The sequence below is a fragment of the Paenibacillus sp. JT31N7 genome, assembly GCF_059692095.1.
The window spans coordinates 389,134-413,917 of record NZ_JCAUAT010000002.1; the positions used below are offsets into that span (position 1 = coordinate 389,134).

24 protein-coding genes and 2 riboswitches are annotated in these 24,784 nt (G+C 53.3%); of the genes, 5 read left to right on the plus strand and 19 right to left on the minus strand.

What is annotated here, in order from left to right:
* Both AC58P5_RS12050 and AC58P5_RS12055 read right to left on the minus strand, forming a co-directional pair.
* Window positions 1-1,266, minus strand: coding sequence for an ArnT family glycosyltransferase (locus AC58P5_RS12050; protein WP_497386703.1), 1,266 nt, complete (start codon window positions 1,264-1,266; stop codon window positions 1-3).
* A gap of 323 nt (window positions 1,267-1,589) precedes the next feature.
* Entirely contained in the window at window positions 1,590-2,270 is a 681-nt protein-coding gene (locus tag AC58P5_RS12055; protein ID WP_497386705.1) for an HAD family hydrolase, read from the minus strand.
* A gap of 215 nt (window positions 2,271-2,485) precedes the next feature.
* Between AC58P5_RS12055 and AC58P5_RS12060 the strand changes: the two genes are divergently transcribed.
* From AC58P5_RS12060 to nagA, 3 genes are read left to right on the plus strand one after another with little or no spacing between them, the layout of a single operon-like run.
* Entirely contained in the window at window positions 2,486-3,343 is an 858-nt protein-coding gene (locus tag AC58P5_RS12060) for a MurR/RpiR family transcriptional regulator (RefSeq protein WP_497386707.1), read from the plus strand.
* A 3-nt stretch (window positions 3,344-3,346) separates the two neighbouring features.
* Window positions 3,347-4,075, plus strand: a complete 729-nt coding sequence (gene nagB, locus AC58P5_RS12065; RefSeq protein ID WP_497386709.1) for a glucosamine-6-phosphate deaminase — start codon at window positions 3,347-3,349, stop codon at window positions 4,073-4,075.
* Window positions 4,072-5,268 carry an N-acetylglucosamine-6-phosphate deacetylase gene (gene nagA, locus AC58P5_RS12070; protein WP_497386711.1) on the plus strand — a complete coding sequence of 399 codons (1,197 nt, stop codon included), beginning with the start codon at window positions 4,072-4,074 and terminating at the stop codon, window positions 5,266-5,268. Before nagB ends, nagA begins: the two co-directional genes overlap by 4 nt.
* Before the next feature lie 81 nt (window positions 5,269-5,349).
* Here nagA and AC58P5_RS12075 read toward each other — a convergent pair whose 3' ends face one another.
* The 9 genes from AC58P5_RS12075 to AC58P5_RS12115 form a co-directional block, all read right to left on the minus strand.
* Entirely contained in the window at window positions 5,350-6,486 is a 1,137-nt protein-coding gene (locus AC58P5_RS12075; RefSeq protein ID WP_497386713.1) for an ROK family transcriptional regulator, read from the minus strand.
* Between the two features lie 139 nt (window positions 6,487-6,625).
* Complete coding sequence (locus AC58P5_RS12080; protein ID WP_497386715.1) at window positions 6,626-7,834, minus strand: MFS transporter; 1,209 nt, start codon at window positions 7,832-7,834, stop codon at window positions 6,626-6,628.
* A 259-nt stretch (window positions 7,835-8,093) separates the two neighbouring features.
* Window positions 8,094-9,200: a Gfo/Idh/MocA family protein gene (locus AC58P5_RS12085; protein WP_497386717.1), complete on the minus strand. Its 1,107-nt coding sequence runs from the start codon at window positions 9,198-9,200 to the stop codon at window positions 8,094-8,096.
* Between the two features lies 1 nt (window position 9,201).
* Window positions 9,202-10,020, minus strand: a complete 819-nt coding sequence (locus AC58P5_RS12090) for a sugar phosphate isomerase/epimerase family protein (protein WP_497386719.1) — start codon at window positions 10,018-10,020, stop codon at window positions 9,202-9,204.
* Between the two features lie 111 nt (window positions 10,021-10,131).
* A complete protein-coding gene (locus tag AC58P5_RS12095) occupies window positions 10,132-10,398 on the minus strand; it encodes a hypothetical protein (RefSeq protein WP_497386721.1) in 267 nt (88 codons plus the stop codon).
* 146 nt (window positions 10,399-10,544) lie between these two features.
* Complete coding sequence (locus AC58P5_RS12100; RefSeq protein WP_497386723.1) at window positions 10,545-10,874, minus strand: hypothetical protein; 330 nt, start codon at window positions 10,872-10,874, stop codon at window positions 10,545-10,547.
* A 25-nt stretch (window positions 10,875-10,899) separates the two neighbouring features.
* Window positions 10,900-11,601: a pirin family protein gene (locus AC58P5_RS12105; protein ID WP_497386725.1), complete on the minus strand. Its 702-nt coding sequence runs from the start codon at window positions 11,599-11,601 to the stop codon at window positions 10,900-10,902.
* 382 nt (window positions 11,602-11,983) lie between these two features.
* Window positions 11,984-12,385 (minus strand): phage holin family protein, encoded by a 402-nt coding sequence (locus AC58P5_RS12110; protein WP_497386727.1) that lies wholly within the window; start codon window positions 12,383-12,385, stop codon window positions 11,984-11,986.
* A gap of 131 nt (window positions 12,386-12,516) precedes the next feature.
* Complete coding sequence (locus tag AC58P5_RS12115) at window positions 12,517-13,371, minus strand: C40 family peptidase (protein WP_497386729.1); 855 nt, start codon at window positions 13,369-13,371, stop codon at window positions 12,517-12,519.
* A gap of 3 nt (window positions 13,372-13,374) precedes the next feature.
* A riboswitch (cyclic di-AMP (ydaO/yuaA leader) is annotated at window positions 13,375-13,514 on the minus strand.
* A 145-nt stretch (window positions 13,515-13,659) separates the two neighbouring features.
* Here AC58P5_RS12115 and AC58P5_RS12120 point away from each other — a divergent pair.
* Entirely contained in the window at window positions 13,660-14,700 is a 1,041-nt protein-coding gene (locus AC58P5_RS12120; RefSeq protein ID WP_497386731.1) for a polysaccharide deacetylase family protein, read from the plus strand.
* Between the two features lie 47 nt (window positions 14,701-14,747).
* Here the strand turns inward: AC58P5_RS12120 and AC58P5_RS12125 are convergent, their stop codons facing one another.
* The 5 genes from AC58P5_RS12125 to AC58P5_RS12145 all read right to left on the minus strand — a co-directional run bounded on the left by AC58P5_RS12125 (window position 14,748) and on the right by AC58P5_RS12145 (window position 17,896).
* Window positions 14,748-15,692: a 3D domain-containing protein gene (locus AC58P5_RS12125; protein ID WP_497386733.1), complete on the minus strand. Its 945-nt coding sequence runs from the start codon at window positions 15,690-15,692 to the stop codon at window positions 14,748-14,750.
* Between the two features lie 11 nt (window positions 15,693-15,703).
* Window positions 15,704-15,893: riboswitch (cyclic di-AMP (ydaO/yuaA leader) on the minus strand.
* Window positions 15,894-16,158: 265 nt separating this feature from the next.
* Window positions 16,159-16,380, minus strand: a complete 222-nt coding sequence (locus AC58P5_RS12130; RefSeq protein WP_497386735.1) for a hypothetical protein — start codon at window positions 16,378-16,380, stop codon at window positions 16,159-16,161.
* Window positions 16,381-16,758: 378 nt separating this feature from the next.
* On the minus strand, window positions 16,759-17,328 hold the full coding sequence (locus tag AC58P5_RS12135; protein ID WP_497386737.1) for a manganese catalase family protein: 570 nt from the start codon (window positions 17,326-17,328) through the stop codon (window positions 16,759-16,761).
* A 77-nt stretch (window positions 17,329-17,405) separates the two neighbouring features.
* Window positions 17,406-17,672 carry a spore coat protein CotJB gene (locus tag AC58P5_RS12140; protein WP_497386739.1) on the minus strand — a complete coding sequence of 89 codons (267 nt, stop codon included), beginning with the start codon at window positions 17,670-17,672 and terminating at the stop codon, window positions 17,406-17,408.
* A 38-nt stretch (window positions 17,673-17,710) separates the two neighbouring features.
* The gene (locus AC58P5_RS12145; RefSeq protein ID WP_497387565.1) at window positions 17,711-17,896 is read right to left on the minus strand and encodes a spore coat associated protein CotJA; all 186 of its coding nucleotides are present in this window, start codon (window positions 17,894-17,896) and stop codon (window positions 17,711-17,713) included.
* Between the two features lie 227 nt (window positions 17,897-18,123).
* Here AC58P5_RS12145 and AC58P5_RS12150 point away from each other — a divergent pair, with 227 nt between their 5' ends.
* Window positions 18,124-20,709 (plus strand): glycoside hydrolase family 84 protein, encoded by a 2,586-nt coding sequence (locus tag AC58P5_RS12150; RefSeq protein ID WP_497386741.1) that lies wholly within the window; start codon window positions 18,124-18,126, stop codon window positions 20,707-20,709.
* 431 nt (window positions 20,710-21,140) lie between these two features.
* On the opposite strand, the gene ytvI is transcribed toward AC58P5_RS12150, so the two are convergent.
* From ytvI to yfkAB, 3 genes are all read right to left on the minus strand, one after another.
* Complete coding sequence (gene ytvI, locus AC58P5_RS12155; RefSeq protein ID WP_497386743.1) at window positions 21,141-22,187, minus strand: sporulation integral membrane protein YtvI; 1,047 nt, start codon at window positions 22,185-22,187, stop codon at window positions 21,141-21,143.
* 18 nt (window positions 22,188-22,205) lie between these two features.
* On the minus strand, window positions 22,206-23,519 hold the full coding sequence (locus tag AC58P5_RS12160) for a hemolysin family protein (protein WP_497387567.1): 1,314 nt from the start codon (window positions 23,517-23,519) through the stop codon (window positions 22,206-22,208).
* 63 nt (window positions 23,520-23,582) lie between these two features.
* On the minus strand, window positions 23,583-24,713 hold the full coding sequence (gene yfkAB, locus AC58P5_RS12165; protein WP_497386745.1) for a radical SAM/CxCxxxxC motif protein YfkAB: 1,131 nt from the start codon (window positions 24,711-24,713) through the stop codon (window positions 23,583-23,585).
* Between the last annotated feature and the right edge of the window lie 71 nt (window positions 24,714-24,784).

The following is a 24,784-nucleotide window of genomic DNA, read 5'->3' on the forward strand; positions in this document are numbered from 1 at the left end:
TTAGACCGCTTTATTTCCGTTAGCTTCCATACGGACATCCGTTTGGACCCCGCTATCCGTTTTGTTACGGGCGCGGACCCGTCCTGCCGCATAGGAAACCGCCTGAACGAGCACCGCGGAAATAATCAGCATAAGAAAGGGCATCATGCCGATCGTGTAACGTGCTTCCGGGATAAACATAAGCTGCGTCCCCAGCAGAATAAGAAAGACGGTAATCAGATACCGGTAGCTTTTATGGATAAAGAAGGCGATCAGGGAGCCTCCCATTCCCGCGTATACCAGAAACTTGTGGAACCTTGGAATCCAGGGCGCATACCAGGCAGGCACCGAGGAGCCGTAATCCCCTATGTACAGCTTGTTCAGAAACATTTCTTTCATTTTGCCCACCGTAAACCAGCGGATCCAGAGGGCCGGATCGGTCTGCAGACCTTCTTTTATACGTTTAATCGCCTCTCCCTGCTGATTGCTGAAGTCGATCTTGCTCCAGTCCAGTGTTCCCCGGTAATAAGGATCGGTTCCGCCTAGCAGCGGATTCCCCGCTCCTCCTTTGGAAATGAAAATAAATTCGTGAAAGGTGATCGCATTGCGTATCCACCAAGGAAGCATCCCCAGCGCAAAAGCGAGGACCCCGAAGCCGATTTCTTTAAAATAAGGCTTCTTGTGCTGAAACCACAGGAAAATATAAGGAACCGGCGCCACCACCAGCGTATTCGGGCGGATCAGGACAACCAGGGCAAGGAGGAGTCCGGCAATGAGATGATCCCTGATACGGTTTTCCTGTACAATTTTGACCTGATAATAAATGAGCGCCAGAAACGACGTCAAGAATATAACCTCCGTCAGGATCAACGAATTCACGACAATGAAGGTTCCGTAAACGGAAGCGAAAAACGCCGCGACCAGACCGGTCGTCCGGTTGAAAAGCCGCTGCCCGATCTTGTAGATATACCAGATGGCACCGAGCGAGATAAACACCTGCAAGACACGCACCACCATAAACGTGCGTTCTATATCCGCGTATCCGAATACGGCCAGAATCGCAGCCAGAAACACTGGAAATCCGGGAGTCACTAACGTGTTGGACTTCGCCTCGTTATAACCGTAGACCCCTTTTTCAAGCATTTGTATGGCCATCGTCGTATAGTTCTTTTGATCGTGTTCCACAGGCTCGTATTGTTCTCCCAGTACGTAGAATAGCCTCAGGCCGAGCGCCAAAGCCAGAACGAACACAATCAGCATTTTTTTCCACAACCGGGATGCATCCACGCTCTTCTTCCTCCTTCGTTCTACCTTATTCTTCCTGCCCCTTTAACGCGGATTGGATTCAAAAGGTTTCATTTCTTAAGGATTAATAAGAAATTCCGTACAAAGCGCCGCTGCGCTTCCGCCGTACCAGCATAACCGAGAAACGTCAACGGCCATGCTGTGTCCGGTCAATTTTACGTAAAAAAAATACCGGGCTGCCGGAAGTCTACCCTATATATACCGACTAAATTCCGCCTAGAAACAAAAATCCCCGGCGGGTGGATAAAAACTTGTCCCGCCGGGGATTACCTTTATTCAACTGGTTTTAAGAGACGGCGCGCCGCTCAGTTCTCCTCTTGAGGAAGAAGGCCGAGCAGCTCCGGAAATGCCGTAATCCGGACATCGGCTTCGTCGAGTTCGCGCTCGGAACGGAACCCCGCATAATCGCAGCCGATCACCTTAAGCCCGTTCCGGTGCCCCGCTTCCACATCGGAAGAGCGGTCCCCTACCATCCAGGCGCTTTGTAAACCGTGCTGCTCCAGGAGCAGTTTGACAAGATCCACTTTGGACTTCGTTGCGTACTCGCCCGCACTGTACAACCCGGTAAAGAGAGGCGCCAGCCCTTTCATCCGGATCACTCCCCGGACATAGTCCTCCAGGCCGTTGCTCGCCACGAAAAGCCGGATGCCGCGTGCATGAAGCGCCTGCAGCGTTTCCTCCACGCCATCGTACAGCATGCCTTCTCCCCGAAGAAGCCTGTCCATTTGTTCGGCGAGCAGAAGCTCGTCCGCGCGGCTGCGGACCGCGGCCGGGACATCGGGCAGAACCCGCTCCCAGATTTCTTCGAGAAGCATGCCGAGTCCTCCGAGAATACGTTCGTCAGACGGCGTCGGCCCTTCATAAACTCCTTCGCGGCGAAGAGCGTCGAAAGCGGTATGATAGGCCGGCAGAAGAAGCGTTTCGGTTTTGAAGAGCGTTCCATCCAAATCAAAAAGCATCGCTTGTGGTGTAGGGGACTGATTCATAGCTGGACTCCACATCCTAATGGTTTTCTTTTAAGCATGGCAAACCGTACCGGGCTTGTCAACTCGGTCCGCGGAAAATTTTTCCGCCCCCGCCCGCTTTTCACCAGGACTTCCTATTGATGTTGAGGGTAAAATATTTTAGAATGAATATGAAAATGTTTTTCTTGATAAACTACTATTTCGCTAAAATTTTTTTCAAAAAGGTATGGATTCCTATGTCCAGCATTCTTCGGGCTATTGAAGAACGGAAACACGGGCTTAACCGCCAGGAACAGGTTCTCGCCATTTATATTCTTGAGCATTCCAGTCAAGTGGTGCGTATGGGAATTACGGAATTGGCGGAACAGTCGAAGACGAGTCCCGCTACGATTTCCCGCTTTTGCAAGACGTTTCATTTCCAGGGATACACCGATTTCAAGTTCCAGCTCGGCGCGGAGCTCGCCACGCAGCCTGCCGGCCAGTCTTATCAGGACATCGTCGCCGGTAATCCGCTGGAGAAAATCGTGTCGGCCATGGAAGCCAATCATATGCGCTCTATTGCGGATACCACCCGTCTGCTGGATCTCAAGCAGGTTCAGGCAGCGGTCGATGCGCTTCAGAGCGCCAGGCAGATCGACCTTTACGGCGTCGCCACTTCGGGCGTCGTAGCGCTCGACTTTCACCAGAAGCTGGTACGGATCGGGAAATATGCGACCGCATGGTCGGATCCTCATATGCAGATTACGTCCGCTTCCAACCTGCAGCCGGGTGACGTCGCCTTCGCGGTTTCCTACTCCGGCGATACGCCTGAAACGATTCAGGCGCTGCTTTGCGCCAAGGAGCGGGGGGCCACGGCGATCAGCCTGACCAAATACGGCTCCAACCCCCTGGCGGATCTTTCGGACATCAAGCTGTTCGCCTCTACGCTGGAGGAAGGCATGCGCCGCGGGGATATGGCGTCCCGGATCGCACAGCTTCATGTGATAGATATTTTGTTTACGAGCCTGGTCAGCGACCGGTTCGACGAGCATGTCACCCGTTTGGAACGGACCTATCAGATGGTCCGCAAATACCGAAGCAAAGGGAGAGAATAAACGATGATTATTCACAAGTTTGACAATCAGCAGGAATTAAACGAGGCGGGCGCGGGGATTATTACCGCTCTAGTACAGACGAAGCCCGATGCGGTTCTCGGTCTGGCTACGGGAAGTACGCCGATCGGTATTTACGAAGAAATCGTAAAAGCTTACAACAAGGGACGTGTGAGCTATAAAAACGTGCGCACGTACAATCTGGACGAGTATGTGGGCCTTCCCGACGGACATGCCGAAAGCTACCGTACGTACATGAACGAGCATCTGTTCCGCCATATCGATGTACAGCCGGAGCGCACCCGCATTCCGGACGGCAACGCCTCCGACCTTCAGGAAGAATGCGCGCGCTATAATCGCGAGCTCGATGAGGTTAAACAAGTGGACCTGCAGATTCTCGGTCTCGGCCACAACGGTCACATCGGCTTCAATGAGCCGGCGGACGAGCTTCATGGCGGCACTCACCTGGTCGAACTCGATCACAAAACACGCGAAGCCAACGCACGCTTCTTCCCTTCCATTAATGAGGTTCCGACACACGCTCTCACAATGGGCGTAGGAACGATTCTTAAAGCCAGAACGATTCTTCTCGTTGTCCGCGGCGCCGACAAAGCGGATATCGTGCACCGTGCCCTGACCGGCCCGATTACCACCCAGTGTCCGGCAAGCCTGCTGCAGACACACCCGCATCTGATCGTTCTGCTTGATTCCGAAGCAGGGAGGAATTTTGTATGAGTACGTCCACTTCTGCTCAGGAGCGCATTTTAATCGTAAACGCCCGAATCGTGACGGAAAATGCAATCGTGGAAAACGGCGCACTGCTCGCCGTGAACGGACGAATCGAGCGCATCTATAAGGCGAATGAACTCGCGGAGCTTGATTTAACGGATGCCGTAGACGCGCAAGGAAGCTGGCTGCTGCCGGGGTTTATCGACGTTCATGTTCACGGCGGCTTCGGAGCCGATTTCATGGATGCTTCCGCCGAGTCTCTGGAGACGATCACGCGTTTCCACAGCACCAAAGGCACGACAGCCATGCTGGCTACGTCCGTCACGGCGTCCCGTGAAGCGCTGGATGCCGTTATCACGGCCACAGACGCTTATATCCGCGGCGGTATGCCGTATGCCCAATTGATCGGGGTGCATCTGGAAGGCCCGTTCATTTCTCCGAAATGGAGCGGTGCCCAGAACCCGGAATTCATCTCCCTGCCTACATCCGAATGGCTTGAAGATTGGCATGCCCGCTTCCCCGGCCTGGTCAAAATGATGACGCTCGCGCCGGAACGGGAAGGAGCCATGGACGTGATCCAGTGGCTGAGCGATCACGGAATCGTCGCGGCCGCAGGCCATACGGATGCCGACTACGATACGATCGAACGCGCGGTTGAACACGGTTTGAGCCATGCCGTGCATACATTCAACGCCATGACTCCCCTGCATCACCGGAATCCCGGCACGGTCGGCGCCGTACTTACCGATCCGCGGATTCATGCCGAAATCATCGCCGACGGCGTGCATGTGCATCCGGCCGGCGTTCAACTGCTGACGCAGACGAAGAAGCAGCATAACCTCATTATGATTACCGATGCGATTTCCGCCGCGGGTCTGGAAGACGGCAACTATAAACTCGGCGGACTCGACGTGATCATGAAAGACGGCATCTGCCGCCTGAAAGAAGGCGGCAGCCTCGCCGGAAGCACGCTAAACATGATCGACGCCTTCAAATTCATGGTCAACAAAATCGGCGTCAGCGTGCAGCAGGCCAGCGAATACGCCAGCGGCAACCCTGCCCGCCAGATGGGCGTTGCGGACCGCATGGGGTCCATCGCACGCGGCAAGCAGGCGGACTTCCTGCTCGTCAGCCCGTCGCTGGATCTCGAACGCGCCTGGGTGCTCGGACGCGAGCTCTCCCTCGTGACGGAAGCTTGAGCAGCCTTCCGCCCTCAAGCACAAAAACCTCCTGCAGAATGAGTGTTCATTCTGCAGGAGGTTTTTTGATGCGCATCGCGGTCAGCTCATGGTCCGCGACTTGAACATCCGGTGGAGGCCGATCGTAGCGGCGCCGATCGAGGCGCCGTACTCCTTCCACCGGGGCGAGTGGACCGGCGTCGGCACGATCGCCTGCTCGCGGCTTTGGATGCGCTCCGCAAGCCGTACGAAGAACGGCTCGCTCTCGCCTATCCAGCCGCCCAGAATGAGCTGCTCGGGGCTGAGCAGCTGCAGGACGTGCCCGCAGTAGGTGGCGATCGTCTCGATGATCTCCTCCAGCTCTCCAGCGAAGGGCTCTACCCCCTGCATCCCTAGGTCCACGAAACGGCGGACGACGAGCGGCTCTTCGTCTTTCACATCGCCGAAGGTGTCCGGGAACGTCTCCAGCAGACGCTTGGACAGATTCGCCGTACTGAACCGGCTGAACTCGCGGATACGTCCCGCACGATCATGACGGCCGCGGTAGATCTGATTGTTCAGCACAAGGCCCGCACCGATTCCGTAATCGATGAGGATGTAGACGATCGTCTGGAGACCTTTGGCCGTTCCGTTAAAACGCTCCGCAAAACCCGCGGCATCCAGATCGTTCACCAGATGCATCGGGATGCTGAACTCCTCGTAAAGCTGCGTTCTCAGCGGGAAGTTTTCCAAGCCCAGAACAGTCGAGTTTACGACGTTCTCGCGCTTCTCGTCAATCCGTCCCGGAATCGATACGCCCATCCAACGGATGGTGGAAAGCGGCGTATCCTGCTCCTCCAGGAAGGCGCGGATGAGCTGAGGAAGCTCGCTGCGCATCGCTTCCGGCCCGAATAGGGGCAGCGCCGGCTGCAGAGGCTGCGATGCGAGCAAATTGCCCCGCAGGTCCAGCAGAACGCAGCGGGCCGGGGCGTTGGACAGGTCTATGCCTAGCACGCAGCCGCCTGCCGCGTTGATATCGAGAAGCGTCATGCGCCTGCCGACACCCGAGCCGGCCGTACCTGTTTCGCGCACCAGCCCTTCGCGGATCGCTTCTTCCATAAGAACGGAAACCGTCGTCGGGCTTAATCTTGTTTTCCGAGCCAAATCCACTCTCGAGATCGGACCCTGCTCATAAATATTGTTCAGCAGCAGAGACTTGTTAATCTCCCGCAGCATTTGTTGATTTCCAATTTGATTCATAATCTTCTACTCCCTGCAAGCCTTATTTCATCCATTATCATTGTGCCACGGGCATCCGTTTTCCCGCAATGAAGGAACCTTCCCGTTTTCCGTACGAATCCCTGTCTGGTCCACCCCTGTCAAAATGTTTCCGGATTTTTCAAACGCCTGCGGCCGCATCCGTTCCCCGACCGGCAGCCGAATGCCGCATTCCGCGCCAGATCAGCAGAAATCCGACCATTCCGATCAAGGATACACCCGCTCCGATACCGTACATCTTAGCGGCTCCGAGCGTATCGTACATCCAGCCTCCCGCAAATCCCGCGAAAATACCGGAAACCCCGCCCCACGTAAGCGCAAAGGCCGCTTGGCCGGACGCCCGCATCCGGGCCGGAATCAGATGACCCGTCAGATTCGTTCCGATATAATAGTAGCCTCCATACGTAATGCAGTGCAAAAGTTGAATAAAAATCAGCTGCATGGGGCTATCCACCAGCATCATAAGCAGCCAGCGGATACTGAAAAGCAGACTGACCAAGGCCAGGCAGACAAACATCGTTCTGGAGTCCCGCTTCAGATAGCGGTCCAGCAGGAGAAATACGGGCGCTTCGAAAACGGAAGAAAGAAAAGCGGCCCAGCCGATCCATGTCGCCGATCCTCCCATATCCGTCAAGTAAATGGATACGAAGGTCGAGTTAATCGAGTTTGGTACCGAAATCAGGACACCCAGCAAAAGCAGCATCACAAAAGGACGGTTGCTCAGAAGCCGCTTGAATCCGCCTCCCGGCAGCACATCGCCCGCAGCAGCGGGTTTCGGCTGCGGAATGCTGAAAACGAACAAAAGCGAGATCATCAGAACACCGCTGTACAGCCACCAAAGCTGTTCTATGCCAACCGCAGTCAGTACAGGTCCCGCCGCAACGGCGGCAATGGCCCAGCCGAGCGAGCCCCAAAGACGGAACGTGCCGAACTTGTAAGGAGTATTTTCAATTGTGCTTAGTATGAGACTATTGCTCTGGGAAAAGGTAGGACTTTGAAAGAAAAAGTACAGAAGCAGGACCAAGTAAAGCCAGGAGAACGAATGCAGGTGGAAAACGGGCTGAACGACAATGAGGTTGCAAATAACCAAAATAATAAGCGTACGCCGCACATTTTGCATCCGGTCGCTCCAATAGCCCCAGAACGGGTTCGCCAGAATGGAGACGAAAGGGCCCCCGGCCATCAGCATGCCGATCTGAAACCGGGTTAAACCGTGTTCCAGGAACAGAAGCGGCACGTAGGTGAACAGAAGCGAAAAAGCGCCGTACAAAAAAAGAATATACAGCTTAAACATCGTAAATGAGCGCCGTTCGGCGGCTCCGGTTGTCATGATGAGCAAACTCCTTTGCGATTCGGTTGCAGGTGAACAGGCAGGCTTCCGCCAAGCGGAAGAAACGGCGATACACAGGAAAAGCGGTTCCTTCCGTAACGCCGTATCCCGCACGCGCGCGCTTCGGCTCCAATGCGCGCGTTGGGGCATTGCGCGGCGGTCGGTCGAACCCCGCGTGCGGGATAGCGGCAGCCGTCGGATCTCCCGCCGCCGCGCTTCTTTGTATGCTCAGCCGGCAGCCTGCTGTCCTGTGCTTCTCTTAAGCTTTAAGCCCGTTCTCCACTTCATCCGCGGAAACCTCGCGGCCTTGGGCGTCAGAGAGGTACATGCCTTCGCTGATCAGCATGGTCTGCAGAGCGATCTCCGCCGTCGGCAGAAGCTTCACTCTACCCTGAAGAGCGGCGATCCAGTGATGCTGGGAAGAGTCGTAGGCATCTTCGTCGGCACGCAGTCGGTGCCAGCGCAAATCGGCCGCGTCCAGATCGATCGTCGTGTCCATGTCCATGTCGCATCTTGTCGAATAATGCGTAAGTTTATTGCCGTCCGGCCCGTTGACCGGCAGGCGCAATCCGCCTTTGGACCCAAGAACGGAGCTTCCTTCGAATGGATTCATGTGAACGGCCCAAGATTCGATGATGTCCATCGTGATGCCTTTCTCGAAGCGCACCAGCCCGATCGCCAGCTCCTCCACATCGAAACCGCTGGATTCACGGCGTGCGGGGTCCATATCCGTCTCCTGGTAGAGCTTCCCTGAGATCCGCTCAACTTTGGGCAAATCGAGCAGGTACAGCATCTGCGAGATATGGTACACGCCCATATCGAAAAGCGCTCCGCCCGCTGCCGTCTCTTTGCGCGTGAAAGCCGGGGTGCCGTAGCCGTCCACAAAAGGGCGGTTCCGTCTGCGGTAGCCCGTAGAGCGCGCGTGGAACACATGGCCGAGCTCGCCGCCTTCGATCAGCGCTTTGGCCGCTTTCGTCTCCTTGCGGTAAAGGGTGCCGAGCTGGACGTGCAGCAGCCTGCCGAATTCGCGGGAAGCGTCTACCATCGCTTTGCCGTCCGCATAGGTGCCCGCGATCGGTTTCTCGCAGTAAACGTGCTTGCCTGCCTTCATGGCGGCAATCGAAATGGGGGCATGGAAGTTGTTATGCAGGCAGACGTCCACCGCATCCAGGTCGTCGCGTTTTAACAGCTCGTTATAATCCGTGTATACTTCCGGAATTCCATACAGTTCCGCCACACGGCGCGCTTCCGACTCATTCACGTCACAGACGGCCACGATTTCCGCGTCCGGAATTAATTTATATTGATCGAGATGAATTTTGCCGATTTGTCCGACTCCGATGATGCCGATCCGAATTGGGTTCATGTTAAGCTTGTTCCTCCCCGTTGTTGTCGTCTTCGCTCATGAGCAGAAGATGCTTGACCGTGGTCAGCAGCCATTCCACTTCCAGGTAGGGCTGTTTGTGAGCATGATGCTCAACGCCCCAGTAGCCGTCGTAGCCGCTCTTTTTCAGCATACGGATAGTTTCAACCGCATCGTCCGCCTCGGCCGTCTGAGGGTCGAAATGCGTGTGTACGGTCCACGGGGCCACGATAGCGTCCCCCTGCTCCCGGTCTTGATCCCAGCGGTGCATATGAAGCAGAAATCCGTAGGAAGGATGATTCACGGCTTCGGCAAGGCGTTTCATTTCACCCGGCACGAGAGACGGGCCCATATGATTCTCGGGACCTATCGTAAATCCGTTCTCCTGCGCGATTTGACAATATTCGCGGTAGCGGCCCGCCACATAGTCCAGTTCCTCGTCCGAGAAAGTGGATTGTCCGCGGCCGCCCGTATCGATGCGGACTGTTTTCGCGCCCAGCAAAATGGAGGCGTCCAGGTATTCCAGCGCATTTTTGTGAAGCGCTTCCCTTTTATCCGCATCGGGGTCCCACAGATGAGCTCCGTCAATGGCAATGTTCACGAGCGTCATTTCTTTCTCATCCATCGCCTGACGGATTTTCTTCAAATAATCCCGGTCCGGCAGCTTAAGCAGCGGATGGGCGCGGTCCGCAAATTGTCCGTTCCACAAATCGACGGTGGTGAGCCCGTAGCGGTACCGGACAGTTTCCAGATAGCCGAATACATCCATCGTTCCGTTCAGAAAAGCTTGGTTAAAAGAAAATCCGCCTACAGATACTTTCATGAGTAAGTCCTCCTGAGAATTAATTGTTCCAGCGGAAAAACTAATTAATTAAACAAAAAAGTGAAATCGTGTTCACTTTGATTTAAATGTTAAACCGTCTGTATGGCGATGTCAACCATAAAGTAAAGGATTTCCCGGCGTTTTTTTTCTGCGGGGGTAATATTCCGGTTTGCCCGAAGCTTCTTCCTCGGATTGCGGAACCCAGGCCAGGATATGGGCGCTGCTGAAATAACGAAGCGCCTGCTGCGCGTAACAATAAGCTTTAACTTTGTCGCCGGTTACCGCTAGCGGCCGGATGTCGCGCTGGCTGATCGCCCCCTTCCGGTCCATATAGATAATCTCTACTTTCCTTCCCAGGTATCGCTCCAACGTGGACATAAACGGCCGGCCTCCTTCTGAGTTATCGCGCATTTCCTAACAAAAAATAAGAACATTTGTTCTTATTATAATTCCCGGAAAGCAAAAATGCAATCACCCTTCTTTTGCCAACCCTGAAAAATCCGCAGAAAAAAAACCGGACGTCCTCAGACGTGCCGGTTGCTGTAAGCCTTTCGCGTATCCACGGTAATATGGAGGACTCGGCCATTGGCCTCATAGTCGATCTCCGGAGTTTTTTGACCGTAATACCACCACTTTTGGCGCTCTTCCTCTCCACCTTCCTCCAGGTAAAAGAGGTTAAGCTCTTCCTTGAAATCCGCGATTTCACGTGCCGCGTCCAGATCGACTCCGCTTATTTCAAAGCGCCAGCCTCCCGGAACGTCGGACAGATGCAGAAATCCGTTGAGTTCTTTCGTATCCAGCAGCATCCGGCTGCCTACTGCATGCTTAACGTATAAACGGTGCGCTTCACTCATAGGTATTCCCCCTCTTTGCTGCGTATCAAGGCAGATCAATCAGCATAAAGCGTGCGCCTGCCGCGCTGCTGATCGTGAGCGACGGTGTTTCCGTGATCCGTGCTGAATCTCTTTTACCCAAAATCGTCCTGCTGTTAAGCGCGGCTTCACCGTCCAGGACCATGAAGAAAATCCGTCTTCCTTCCGGTTGTTCGAAGGTGAGCGATTTTCCTCCGTCCAATTCGGATAAGTAGATGCTCATGTCCTGATGAATGCCGGCGACCCCGGGACCGGCCTTCGATTTGGACACCACCGGCAGCAGATTGTTTTTCAGCGCTTCTACCTGGAACTCAGTCGTTTCATAGGAAGGTTCAAGACCACGTTCTTCCGGATCAAACCACATCTGCAAAAGCGTGACGTCGTCTTGGCCCGGATTCATTTCCGAATGAATAATGCCCGTGCCCGCGGTCATCCGCTGAACGCCTCCGTAGGTCGTGACCGCCCGGTGGCCGGAGCTGTCTTCATGCTGAAGCCGTCCTTCCAGAACGATAGTCACGATTTCCATCTCACGGTGGGGATGGGCCCCGAATCCCCTGCCGCCCTGCACCGTGTCGTCATTCAGCACTCTCATGGGACCGAAACGGGTATTGTCCGGGTCGTAATAATCCGCGAACGAAAAGCTGAAATGGCTGACCAGCCAGCCGTGATCCGTCCGATACCGGGATGAAGCGGGATAGACCTGTAGCATTGTCAACACACCTTTCCATATAATAAATTTGCCCAGCGTTTATGAATTTCCGAGCCATCGGGATTTTTCTAATAGGATTCTTGATTGCGAAATAAGATTTCGCTAGAGGCCGAGGCTCTAATCTTATTTTTTGTCTATTCTACTCTCTATCATATACCTTCAACTTACTTATTTCAAGTCACTATATATTTCGTTTAAGTTACAAATATTTCATTTTGTCATCAATTTGTTACCCTTCTTTCTTCATGAACGCATACAATAGGAATTAGGACCAAGTCATAAAAAAATCCCGCCTGAGCGGGAGCCTTGTCCAATCATAAATTTTATTAAAAAACGGAAACTTTTTCTAATGGAAGAGTTTCACAGCAGCTTGGAGCGGGTATTAATTCTTACCTTGCTTCGAATTTTTCAGTTGGGCGATGACTTCCTTGACTTTATCGGGAAGAGGAAGACCTAGCCGGCCATAATTTTCCGTAATGGAAATCAACTCATTGACCAGATAGAAATAAATAGTGGCATTCATCACGACATTGCCGCCGATGAGCATGTCCATCCGGTGACCCAACAAAATGATGAGCAGCATAAGCCCTTTCTTGGCGAGGCCCCAGAATCCGATATTGCTGTTCAACCCTGACTTTTCTTTCAAAGAGGCCGCAACTCCTGTTACATAGTCGATTGCGATCGCCACGAGGAAGAAACCCAGCAATTCAGACCACCCACCAAACGCATACGTAACGAGAGAGGCGCCGAAAGCCGCTAAACTACCGAAAATCGTTTGGTTCATCTATATCCCTCCTTTCTCTACCATTCTATGAATCCGGCAGTAGAAAGGAACGACGCTTGGCTAGTGCTTACAAATAATATAAAAAACCGCCCGGTGGCACCCGGACGGCATAAAAATGTACATTTGTATGATTACATGACGCGTTTGGCTCCAACATAACGAGAGCCCCAGTAAGCGCTGCCCAAGCTGTCCACTTTCACTCCATCATCTGTCGCGGAAATGAATTTGTCAGCCCCTACGTAAATACCCACATGCTGCATTTTGGAATTGCTTGCGAAGAATACAAGATCGCCCGGCTGCGGATTGGATACTTTAACCCCGGCACTTGCATACATACTTGCAGAAGATCTAGGCAAGTCTACCCCGTTCTTATCGTACACATATTGCACAAACCCGGAGCAGTCAAATCCAGATGGCGAAGACCCGCCATACACGTAACGAACGCCTTTGTATTTGTTGGCTATTGCTACAATCGTATTTTCTTGCTGCGATTTCTGAGGCACGGTTGCATACCAAGCCGGAGAATGATACTGTCCATCGGCATCGAAAATGGCAATCGTATTCGCATTATCCCATTGTACACGGATAGCTAGTGAATCGGCCAGAAATCTCATCGGAACATAGACCGTATTGTTCAAAAACTGCGCTTTGCTTGGCAAGTCGATCTTCTTGCCGTCCACGAGAGCCTGATTCTCCCCCGTAGTAAACGTAATCTTGTGCCCGTTCCCGGTCACCGAGATACTCATTTGTGCCCCTGCACGTTCCCATCCGATTTGACCACCCAATTTTTCTGCAACAGGACGTAGCGGAATCATCAAGTTATTGCTGGAATCGATAAAAGGTGCAGTACCTTCGGTATTCACCAGTTGGTCGTTGACCTGTACTTTAGCGGAACGAGCGGCATTGGCATGAGCATCCGAAGCCGCGAATAGACCGGCCGTCAGTACGGCACATGAAACTACAACGCTTTGTACCCAAATCTTCAAAACTTTTTTCCTCCTTGGGCCTCCGAGGTTAGTTGACGGGTTCGGGAAAGAGGTTCCCTAGCTTGCAAAATGACAGGCATTCACCCCAGAAATAAGTCCCCCGTACAGGTGCTTTGGTTCACCGGATTCGGCTTTTGTATAAATTGTGTCAAAGACACTCCTAAAAAGGTTAACATAATTTACATAATCGGACAACCCTTTTTGTTGTGTCTATTTTGTAACAAATCCCGGATAAATTTCCTCCCTCTAAACAAAACTAGTGAAAACGCCTTTAGAGGAGGGTGCCCCATGAAACGTGCAGCCCTGACTGCCTCAGCCGCCATCTTGCTGGCCTTCGTCTCCGCATGTTCTCCGGCAAAACTGCCGAACGAGGGCTCGACTTCTTCCCGGCTGGACGAAAACCGTTTTATCCCGCACTCTCTAAGCGAAGTTCCAGGTCCGTCATCCGTACCAGGTCCGGCAATATTCCAGCCTACGAAAGATCCGGCGATCCAGAAGAAAAACGCCGCGACTCCTTCGGCATCACCGGCTACTCCGGTCCCTTCGCCTTCCGTACCCGTAAAACCTAAACAAGCAGCCGCTCCTAAACCGGAACCGAAAAAGAAAGACGTTCCCGTTCAGAAGCATCATCAGGAAGCGAACGCCCTTCAGAAAACGGAGCAGCGCAAGCTGAGCTTAGCCGAGATTCATCACAAGTACCCTGCGGTTTTCCGGATGAGAGGAACCTCCCAAGGAAAAAAAATCGCGCTCACGTTTGATGACGGGCCCGATCACAAATATACCCCGCAAGTGCTCGATATTTTGAAAAAGCATCGGGTGAAAGCGACCTTTTTCGTGATCGGGAGCCGCGCTAAGGCACATCCCGAGATTATCGACCGGATGGTGCGGGAGGGTCACGTCGTAGGCAACCACTCGTACACCCATCCTTTTATGCCCAAACTGACCGCCTCGGAATTTTCTTCGCAAATTATGCGTACCCAGGACGTCATCAAACAGTTGACCGGATATACGCCCAGACTTGTGCGGCCTCCTTACGGAGCCATCAATGAAGAGCAGGTACGCTGGATGTCCGACCATCGCCTGATGGTCATGAACTGGGATGTGGATTCTCTGGATTGGAAAGGATTATCGGGCAAGCAGGTATACCGCAACATTGTGACCAAAGCCCGGGCCGGTTCAGTCATACTGCAGCACAGCGCGGGAGGTAACGACAAGCACGATCTCAGCGGTACAGTCACTGCTCTTCCCGATTTGATCCGTTCCTTGAAATCGAGCGGATACAAGCTGGTCACGGTGCCGGAGCTGATGGGAATTTCCAAGGGTCTGTAACGCACAAAAGACGGGAGCATTCGCTCCCGCCTTCTTTTCGGCTCCTATTATTTAAGAATGTACACTTTCACACTTTGATAGCCAAAGTTATTTACTTTCTCCTTGGAGCCCGGAACGAAGATATCGATCCGATTGCCTTTGATCGCGCCGCCGATGTCCGTCGCTTTGGCGATCATTCCCTTGGCCGGGAGGCCCGGGAAAGCATAACCCGTTACATATACGGTGGAGCCAAGCGGAATAACTTTCGGATCGACCGCGATGGTGCCAACGGTCAGTTTGTTGCCGTAGTAATCGATTCCGGCATATCCGCCGTTCTCGCTTGGGTCCGCGGAATAAGCGGATGCCTTGATAGAAAGCGCTTTTTTGTATTGAACCTGTTTGCCCGCCGCGGTTGTCAGCGTCTGCCCGGATTTTGCGGAAGCCGATGCGGCTTTGGCAGCCGGTTTCTTAACGGCCTTATTCTCCGCGCTTTTCTTCGGCTCGGAAGCCTGCGGCTTGCTGCTCTTCTGAAGAGCCCCCGAAGGTTTTATGGAATCCGCTTGGCTTGGCGAAGCCGGTGCCTGCGCCGGAACTTTTAACGTCGCTTTTAAAGCTTTAAGCTGCTCAGGAGCCGCTTCCCCCGCAATTTTCAGCTCGCTGCCTGCCGGCAGGCTAAGCGGATCCGCATCGGGATTTAACGATAAGAGGTCAAGAACGTCCATATTCATTTGGGAAGCGAAGTTCCACATGGAATTTGGCTCGGATAATACCAGAGTTTGATTTTCCGGTGTCAGGAAGGATTGGGCAAGTTCCGAATCGGCTGCTTGTCCTACCGTATCGGCAATGCCGGCGGCGATCTCCTGATAAGATTTGGCCAGTTTCCAAAACATCAGACCGTCGTTTTTAGCCGCTTCCGTTTCAGCCGCCTGCGACTGGAATGCGGAAGATGCCGCCACCACTGCACCTAGTAGCAGAGTAGCGCAAGTTTTTTTCCAATGATGCTTTAAAGCCATAGTTGATGTACGCTCCTTCTCGGTATTGCCTACGAGGTTAGCTGTCGGGTTTGGACTGAGAAGTCGCCCACGCTGTTGCCAGCGATTCACCCCTATCGGACGCCGCAGTCATGCGATACGGTTCCGAAGTAAATCATCCCCCGCACCTCATCCTCCCCTGGAAAATCCGGGAAACGATTGAAGTTTCGGCTCTTTACACAAGCTATCACATACATCTTTAGAAACAAACACACACAAATTGGTAAAAACCGACCTTTTCATTTTTTTAATCCGCCGGATAACCTGCTGCAAAAAGCTGATTCTTCAAGCCTATTTGAAGCCTGTTCCGCCCTTTAAACCGAAAAAATCAAAGGGAGAAAATTAACGTTATGCTCAGCGCACGCTTATGTAATTCTCATCTATTTCTCAGAAAAACCATCATTTATTCACCTTGCGGCCAGGTAATTCATCCCATAGGAGGAAACCTTTATTTGGCGATTCGTTTGCTTTCTCTCGGCTTTTCTTCGATTTTTACGGCTGCCTGGCTTCGTACCGATTCTACAGTCGGACGTTTCTTTCCCTCGTAAATATCATCGAAAGGACGAAACGGCACGTTATCGGACCGGTCAAATTCCTTCGGTTTGCGCAGACCTAATGATGCCGCTAAAAGAACTAACATGCCGATCAGCAGGCTTAATGTAATCCCCATGAATAGCAGCCTCCTTTCGATTCCAAAATCTAGGTTCTATTCCTAATTCTTAAGCAACTTATTCCAGTTTATCATACTTATAGGTAAAATGTGGTATTTATTTGCTTGAAATAGACGATTTTTTTAAGATTTTTCGTAAGTACGACATAATTCTTGCCTATTTCCAGCTTTTTAATAAAAATTCTTACTAGACGCCGACGCTTTAAACAGACTGTTTAGCTATAACTTGTATATAAGTAAGACACCTTCAGAAGGGGAAACGTTCCGGAAAAATTAGCAATCTTATTCAATTTTTCCATATCCATTGACTATCGGTCTTTCCCCGGCTTTAAAATTATCCGAAAAAAGACGGGTTTCCCCGTCTTTTTGTCCAGGCCGCTAGAAAATTTTCTGGGCAGCCCTTTCGTCTTTAAGTATTTCCACCGCTTCGCGGAATCGCATCGAGTGGACGATTTCCCGTTCACGCAGAAATTTCAGGCCATCCTGAAGATCGACGTCGTCCGTCAGATCGATGAGCCACTGATACGTGGCGCGGGCCTTTTCTTCCGCTGCGATATCTTCGTAAAGGTCGGCGATGGGATCGCCCTTGGCTTGAATGTAAGCTGCCGTCCACGGTACGCCGGCCGCATTTTGGTAATACAAAGCCGAATCGTGATTGACGTAATATTCGCCCAGACCCGCGGCTTTCAGTTGGTCGGGGGTAGCGTCTTTCGTAAGCTTGTAGATCATCGTGGCAATCATCTCGAGGTGAGCGAATTCTTCTGTCCCGATGTCATTCAACACCCCGATCACTTTGTCCGGAATGGTGTAACGCTGGTTCAAGTAACGCAGCGCGGCGGCAAGTTCCCCGTCCGCACCCCCGTACTGCTCGATCAGAAGTTTGGCCATGTGCGGATCGCATTTGCTTACACGAACCGGATACTGCAGTTTTTTCTCGTAAATCCACATTGGAATCCCCCGTCTCCTTAAGCATATCCGTGCTTGATCTTCCGGCCAGGCCGTTCATACAGTTCCCTCTACACACGTTACACCTGCCAAGGCCAGGGAGCTTCGGCCCACTCCCAAGTCTGCTGCGGCAGCGCATTTTGCCCGTATTGCAGAAGCGGTCCGTACAAACGCTCGTATTCCAGCGCGATTTGCTTCCGTTTTTGGGAAAATTCGTTGAACTGCTGCAGAGCATTGGCATCTTCGGGATGGGTGTCCAGGTACAAAGTCAATTCGACCAGTACGAAATCGGCCGCTTGCAGGTCGTGCAGAAGCCGGTAATAATTGTCATCCATTTGTTTTTGCATATGGTTGTCGTTCCCCTCTCTTTCGCTTTCGGACCGGATCAGCATCTGGGTTCGTAGCTGCTGTACAGTTCCGGCCAAAGGGTACCTAGCTTCAATGCCTCATAAGGGCTAAACTGCGGCAGGCACATGGGCTGGAACTGGATAAACAGGTGCGGCGGAGTTACGTACGTTTTGACAAGCTTCGGCGGACAGGGATCGAACGGCCCCACGAAGGGGTGATACATGCGGACTTCAGGATACAATGTGCTTCCTCCTTGTAACCGGTAATGGTGCGGCTCTGCAATACCATATGGCATTCGCCCAGGAGCGGTATGGGCGGGCGCCCAGATTCATGAAATAAAAGCGGAATAATCCGCAAGGTTGTCATCTCTATCGGCTCTATGAATATCTTATGATTGAAAGAGAGACGATCCGGGGAAGCTTTTTCCCCTTTAAAAAGGAGTGAGATGGCATGACACATCATCTGAAAGCTCCCCTTCTGACCCCGCCTCCGCAGCAGATGGAATACAGCGGGTATACCGTGCCTTTGTATTCAACCGCCGGGATAATGGCAGGCGCGGATACGTCCCCCGAAGCTCTGTTGGAGCTGCGGAATCTGCTTATCCAATCGGGCGTCAAGCGCATTGTTCCCTGCAAGGACTGGCATTCCGCCGCTAAAATGCCGTTGGCCGTTTATATCGGCAAGCTGCCCGCCGATCCCGCCGTACTGCGGGAATTCCGAAGCCGGCGCAGCGGCGACCCCCTCGGAATTCCCGAAGAGGGCTATACCCTTGCGGCACGCCGCGGCAGACGCGGCGGAAGCATAATCGTGCTGGCGGGCGCGGATCACACCGGCACTCTCTATGCCGTCCGTACGCTTAGGCAGCTCATCCGCAAAGGCCCGATGATGGCCGCTGTGCAGGCTATCGCGATCCGGGACTTCCCCGCTTTCCCCGTACGGGGCGTTGTGGAAGGGTTCTACGGCGGGCCGTGGTCTCCGGACGACCGGGTTAATCTGATCGCTTTCCTCGGCGATCATAAAATGAATACGTACCTATACGCTCCGAAAGATGATCCGTACCTGCGCGGGCGCTGGCGGGAACCTTACCCGGAGGAAGAACTCCGCCATATCCGCAGATATGTGGATGCGGCCGAAAAAGCCGGTGTCCGTTTCGTTTACGCCCTCTCGCCCGGGCTTGATATTTGTTTCTCGTCGAACGAGGAATTTCAGAAGCTGGCTGCCAAAGCCAGCCAGATGTGGACGCTTGGAGTCCGCCATTTCTCTCTGCTTATGGACGATATTTTCCAGAATCCCAACTGTGCGGACGATGTACAGAAGTTTGGCGGAGACGAGAGCCCCGCTGCGGCTGCGCAGGCTTATCTGCTGAACCGGTTCAACCGCGAGTTCGTGCAAGCGCATCCCGGAGCCTCCAGGCTCATTACGGCGCCGACGGAGTATTACCAGGACGGCTCCAGCCCTTACCGGAAGCGCTTTGCCGAATTGGTAGATCCGGGTATACTCGTCTGCTGGACAGGGATCGGCATCGCTCCGGCGGTTATCACCTCGGGGGAAGCCGAGCGGATTCACAAGGTGTTCAATCACGATATGCTCTTGTGGGATAACTACCCGGTGACGGATTATGTCCGCGAGAAGCTTTTTCTCGGGCCTCTGGAGGGCCGCGATGCCGAGCTGCACAAGCACGGCCAATTCGGTTATTTGTCCAATCCGATGGAGCATTTGCAGGCCTCTTTGCTTGCTTTGTTCACCTCAGCCGAGTATGCCTGGAAGCCCGAAGCATATGAACTCTGGGAATCCTGGGAAAGATCCCTGAAGGAATTCGGAGGGCCGCTGTATAAGGAACTGCGGATTTTTGCGGAAAATCATTTATCCTCCGCCGTCCACGCCGGTGAATCTCCGAAGCTCGCAGCTCTTCTTCCGGCTTTCTGGGAAGATTTCGAGAAGGGCACACCGGAGAAAACCGCCGCCCGTTTGACCGCCTACTTCGGCTCTATGCGCAGGGCAGCCTTGCGTTTGAGCCAAATGCCCCATCCCGATTTCGTAAGGGAAACGGCCGACTGGCTGAAAAAGATCGACTTTTACGGAAAAGCCGGTGAATCCGCCGTTTCCCTGCTTCTGGCGATGATGCTGGGCAGCGATGAAGAGGCCGACGCCCGCTACTCCTCCTACGCCGCCGTTCTCACGCAGGATACTGTCGACATCGAGGTGGCGGAACCGAGAACAGGCTCGCGCCTCATCAACGGCGAAAACCGCGAGCGCGGGGAGTCCGAGCTCATCCGGTATACGCCGGCGTATGGGGCAAGAACCGGAACGAACGACTGGGGCTACGAAGTGACGGTCGTGAACGGACTCATCGTCCGGGAAGGCGGCAACAATTCCGTCATTCCCGCCGACGGATACGTGCTCAGCCTTCATTCGGGGCAGGACAGAGACTGGCTGAAAAACATGACGATAGTCGGCGCAAAAGTGGACATCCATGACGGGACCGTGACCATTTCAGTCGCAAAGGGAATCTATCCGGTCCCCAACAAAAAAGTTTCGGCCGACGGAGTTATGGAGCCGTTTCTGCAGCGGGTCTCGTCGGTCTACGAAATGTATGTCCGGTGGCGTGAGAACCGCGGGTTCACCGACCCGATCAGCACACTTCCGGCCTGGGAGAGCAGCGTGCTCGCAAACATGACCGACGGCAGGGCGGATACGTATTTCTGGAGCGGCAGAGCTCCGCAATCCGGAGATTACGTGGGCGTAAACCTCGGGCAGCCCGCAAAGGTACGCCAAGTCCGCATCAGCCTGGGCCACCCCGATCCGGCGGCTCCGCAGGCAGGCGATCTCATCCGCAGCGCATCCCTGGAAGCTTCGCTGAACGGCCTTAGCTGGACGAAGCTGGCGGAGTTCACGGAGCAGCGGGAGATTGATTTCACTCCCGCCGTCCCCTTCCGCGCTCACTTTGTCCGGCTGAAAAGCATGGCGGCCCAGACCGAGTGGGTCATAGTCCGTGAGTTCACGGTCACGGCGGACCGCGATCAGGCGGCGAACTGATCGAAGGCGAAAGTGGGGCAGAAACTTGAATAAGGTGCGGACTTAGCGGTTTTATGGTGGGTGGTTAGTGAGTGGCTCGTGCGTGATTACGGAAGATTAATGTGTGGCCTTGCAGGTTGGTTTGCGAGTGGTTTATGGGTTGTTGTTTATGGGTTTATGAGTCGTTCATTCGCGATTCATGCGTGATTTGTTGATTCGATTCGTGCTTGGTGGCCAGCGTAGTTGACTCATGATTTGTTTGCGCTCTTCTTGTAGTTGATCCGCCCGTTCATCCGTACTTCGTTAACCCTTTACCAGTGACTCATCGGACGGTTCGTTAGGTGAGTTTCACCTGTCAACTGCTTGATTTCAAGCGGCCGACATCTAAAAAAGGCCTGTCAACCGGAGCGCAAGCTCGGGATGACAGGCTCTTTTTACACCAAACAGACCTTCTAATCCAGGTTGATCTTGAATTGCAGCAGTCCGACCTGCCGCATCGTTTGAAAGAGAATGACAAGCAGCGGTCCCAAAAACATGCCGGCCACGCCCATCAGCTCGAAACCGATGTATAAGGAAACCATAGCCGCAAGCGCGCTGATTCCGACCGAGTTGCTTAAAATTTTGGGCTCGATAACGCGGCGGGCCAGCGTGATGACGATAAAGAGCAGCATGATCTGCATAGCCATGCCCGGGTCGCCCAGCAGTATCCTGTAAATCGCCCACGGCAAAAAGACGAGTCCCGTTCCGATCACCGGTACGAATTCCATAAACATGACAAGCAGGGCAATCGCAAGCGGATAGTCCGTCCGGATAAACAGGAGGCCGATCAAGGTAAGCACATAAGTGAGCATGGACATCATGACTTGGGCATACATAAACCCGAACAAAGCCTGACGGAGGGAAAGGATCAATCTTTCGACTTTTTCGCGGGAACGGTCATCGAACATATTCAGGAAGGATTGCTTCAATACGGGCAGCGAGTAGGAGAAGAGATAGAGGGAGAATAGATAGACGATGAAGAGAATAAGAAGATTCGGGATGGCCGCGGCCGCTCCCAGAAACGAGTCGGACAAAAGCAGGATAAATCGTTCTAACGCCTGGGCTGCGGAAGCCAGTCCGTTTTGCAGCCAGACTTGCATTTGGGAGTTATCGCCCGGGAAAAGCGATTCGTACATCAACCTTGCCCTTGCGGACGCATCCTCCACGTAAACGCCGGTTTCCTCCAGATAATCGGGGATTTTGCCCCAGAAGTTCATGAATTCCGTTACGACTTTGACGCCGATCATGGAAAAAAGGCCCAGGGTAAGCAGCGTAAACAGCGTGCTGACAAGAGAAACGGCTGCAAACCTGCGCAGTTTAAGCAGCCGCATTCCCACTGTCACCACGGGCTCCAGCAGCATCGCGGTCACGATCGCCAGCAGGAACGGCATTCCCACTGTGAAGAGACCGTACAGCAGCAGCAGCCCGAAAGCCAATATAAACAGGGTTTTCCACGACACGTGAAAGAATTCCCCCTTTTATTCCTCCAGTCCGGCTGCAGGATCTTTGGGCGTTTCGCTTTCGTTCTTCGTGATGTTGACGCGGGTAATCCGAAGCCGATCCACCTCGGCGACTTCAAACGTGTGTCCGCCGAAGACGACTTTCCTTCCCTTGATCGGGGAGCCTTCAAGCGTCTTGAACACCCAGCCGCCGATCGTATCGACTTCCTCGTCCTCGATTTCGAGGTGAAGAAGCACGTTCAAATCTTCGATCAGGGTGCGTCCTTCGACGGACGTGACGTTGCCTTTGACTTCGATGCTCGGTCTCTCATCCTCATCGAATTCGTCATGAAGCTCGCCGACGATTTCCTCCATGATGTCTTCGAGCGCCAGCATCCCCGCCGTGCCGCCGTACTCGTCCACTACGATGGCAAGCTGGGAATGCTTTTTTTGCATAAGCTTGAGCACCTGGCTGATCTCCATGGATTCCGGCACGCTGAGAATCGGCCGCACGAACTGCTGCAGTTCCACCTGAACCGTTGCATCCGCTGTCAGCAGATCGGTAATGTGGACAAAGCCGATAATCTGGTCCTTGTCCCCCAAGGCCACAGGGTAGCGCGTATGCTTCGTCTCGTAGATATGCTGCAAAATTTCGTCGTATGGCTGGTCGATGAACAGACAATCCATATCCGTGCGGGGCAGCATCACCTCGCGGGCAATTCGGTCGGAGAATTCGAAAATATTATCGAACAGAAGCATTTCGTCGCGGTCGATGTGTCCGCTTCTGGCGCTCTGATTCATCAATATGCGGATTTCTTCCTCCGTATGCGCGGCATCGTGTTCATTGGCTGGCTGCACGCCGAACATTTTAAGAAGCAGCCGTGCCGCTCCGTTGAGAACCCAGATAGCGGGAAGAAAAATTTTATAGAAATACATCAGCGGGGCCGAAGTCCACAAAGAAACCGCATCGGGTTTCTGGATCGCCAGCGATTTGGGCGCAAGTTCCCCCAGCACGATGTGAAGAAACGTCACGATAGAGAAGGACAAAATTAGCGAGATCGTTCCGGACAGGAACGTCGAATGCCAGTTAAGCGCATGGAAAAGCGGTTCGATAATGAGTTTCGCAATCGCGCTTTCCCCTACCCAGCCGAGTCCGAGGGACGCCAGCGTAATCCCGAGCTGGGTGGCGGATAGGTAAGCGTCCAGTTTCTTGGTGACGGTAAAAGCGAATTTCGCTTTCTTGTTCCCTTCGTTCACGAGCTGCTGCAGTTTCGATTGACGCACTTTCACGAGCGCGAACTCGGCGGCGACGAAGAACCCGTTGAGCAGAACCAGTAATAAGACCAGTGCCATGTTCAGAAAAATTTTATCCCATTCAAAACTCCCCAATGGTTCTCAGTCTCCTTTGCTGCTAAATTACGTCAGAATGGCCTGACGCCGTGTGAAATCCTCACCGGAGTAATAAGAATTCGCCACCAGCAGGTTGGGACCGCAGCAGGAAACGGCCGGACAATGGCAGTCGACCGTACGGCTCAACGGGTGGTTCAGCCACCGCTCGAAAACGGTCTCCAGCTTATCCTCGTGCAGGTTGCCCAATGCCGGGACATCGGCAAAGTCGGTCACGTAAACGTCACCTGTAAACATATTGACGTTAAGACGATTGCGTCCGTCCGGATCGTTGCGGACCGTTAGGTTCGGTTCGCTGCGCAGCCTGCTCAGCAGCTTCCGGTCTTCCTCCGCGCCGTTGCACGCGTAGAAAGGAAGCGTTCCGAGCAGCATCCACATCTCCGGATTGCGCCCGTCCAGCAGGCGGTGAATCGTATCCCTCAGCTGATCCAGGTTGAGGATGGGCAGATTGGATGCAAAAGAACTCGGATACATGGGATGAACCTCATGCCTCTGGCATCCGATCTCTTCAATGATTTTATGTATAGGAACCATCTTCTCGCTCGTGCGGGTGTTCAGCATGGACTCCGCCGAAATAAACATCCCGCCTTTGCTGAGTGCCACGGAATTATCCAACATGCGGTCGTACATTTTAGAAGCGGCTTGCATTCCGACAGGCCTTCCCGAACGGACAAAGCCTACCTCGTGAAAATCTTCCGCGCACGTGTAATTAAATGAAATGTGCATCACATCCAGATAAGGGGCGATCCACTCGTACCTTTCCAGCTCCATGGTTAGATTGGAGTTGATTTGCGAGCGAACTCCTCTCTCGCGTGCGTACCGCAGCAGAGGGACAATATATTCCTTTACGGTTTTCTCGGAGAACATGGGCTCTCCGCCCGTAATGCTGATCGTTTCCAGGTGCCGGATTTCTTCCAGCCTGCGGAGCGCATGATCCAGGGCAAGCTTCGGCCCTTCTTTCATGACAAGCGTATCGCCCACCGCACAGTGTTCGCAGCGCATGTTGCACAAATTCGAAAGGGTGAATTCCACACTGGTTAACGTGTGACGACCGTACTGCTGGAGCGAACGTATCGGATCCCACGGGTCGTAGGAGGGCGAAAGTTTCATTAAAGCCGGGACTGCTGTTCGTTCATTCATTTCTTCTTCACATCCGGTACCAAAATTGGGGTGATTTCCCGATCCCCCTGGAATATACGCCGCTTTGCGCA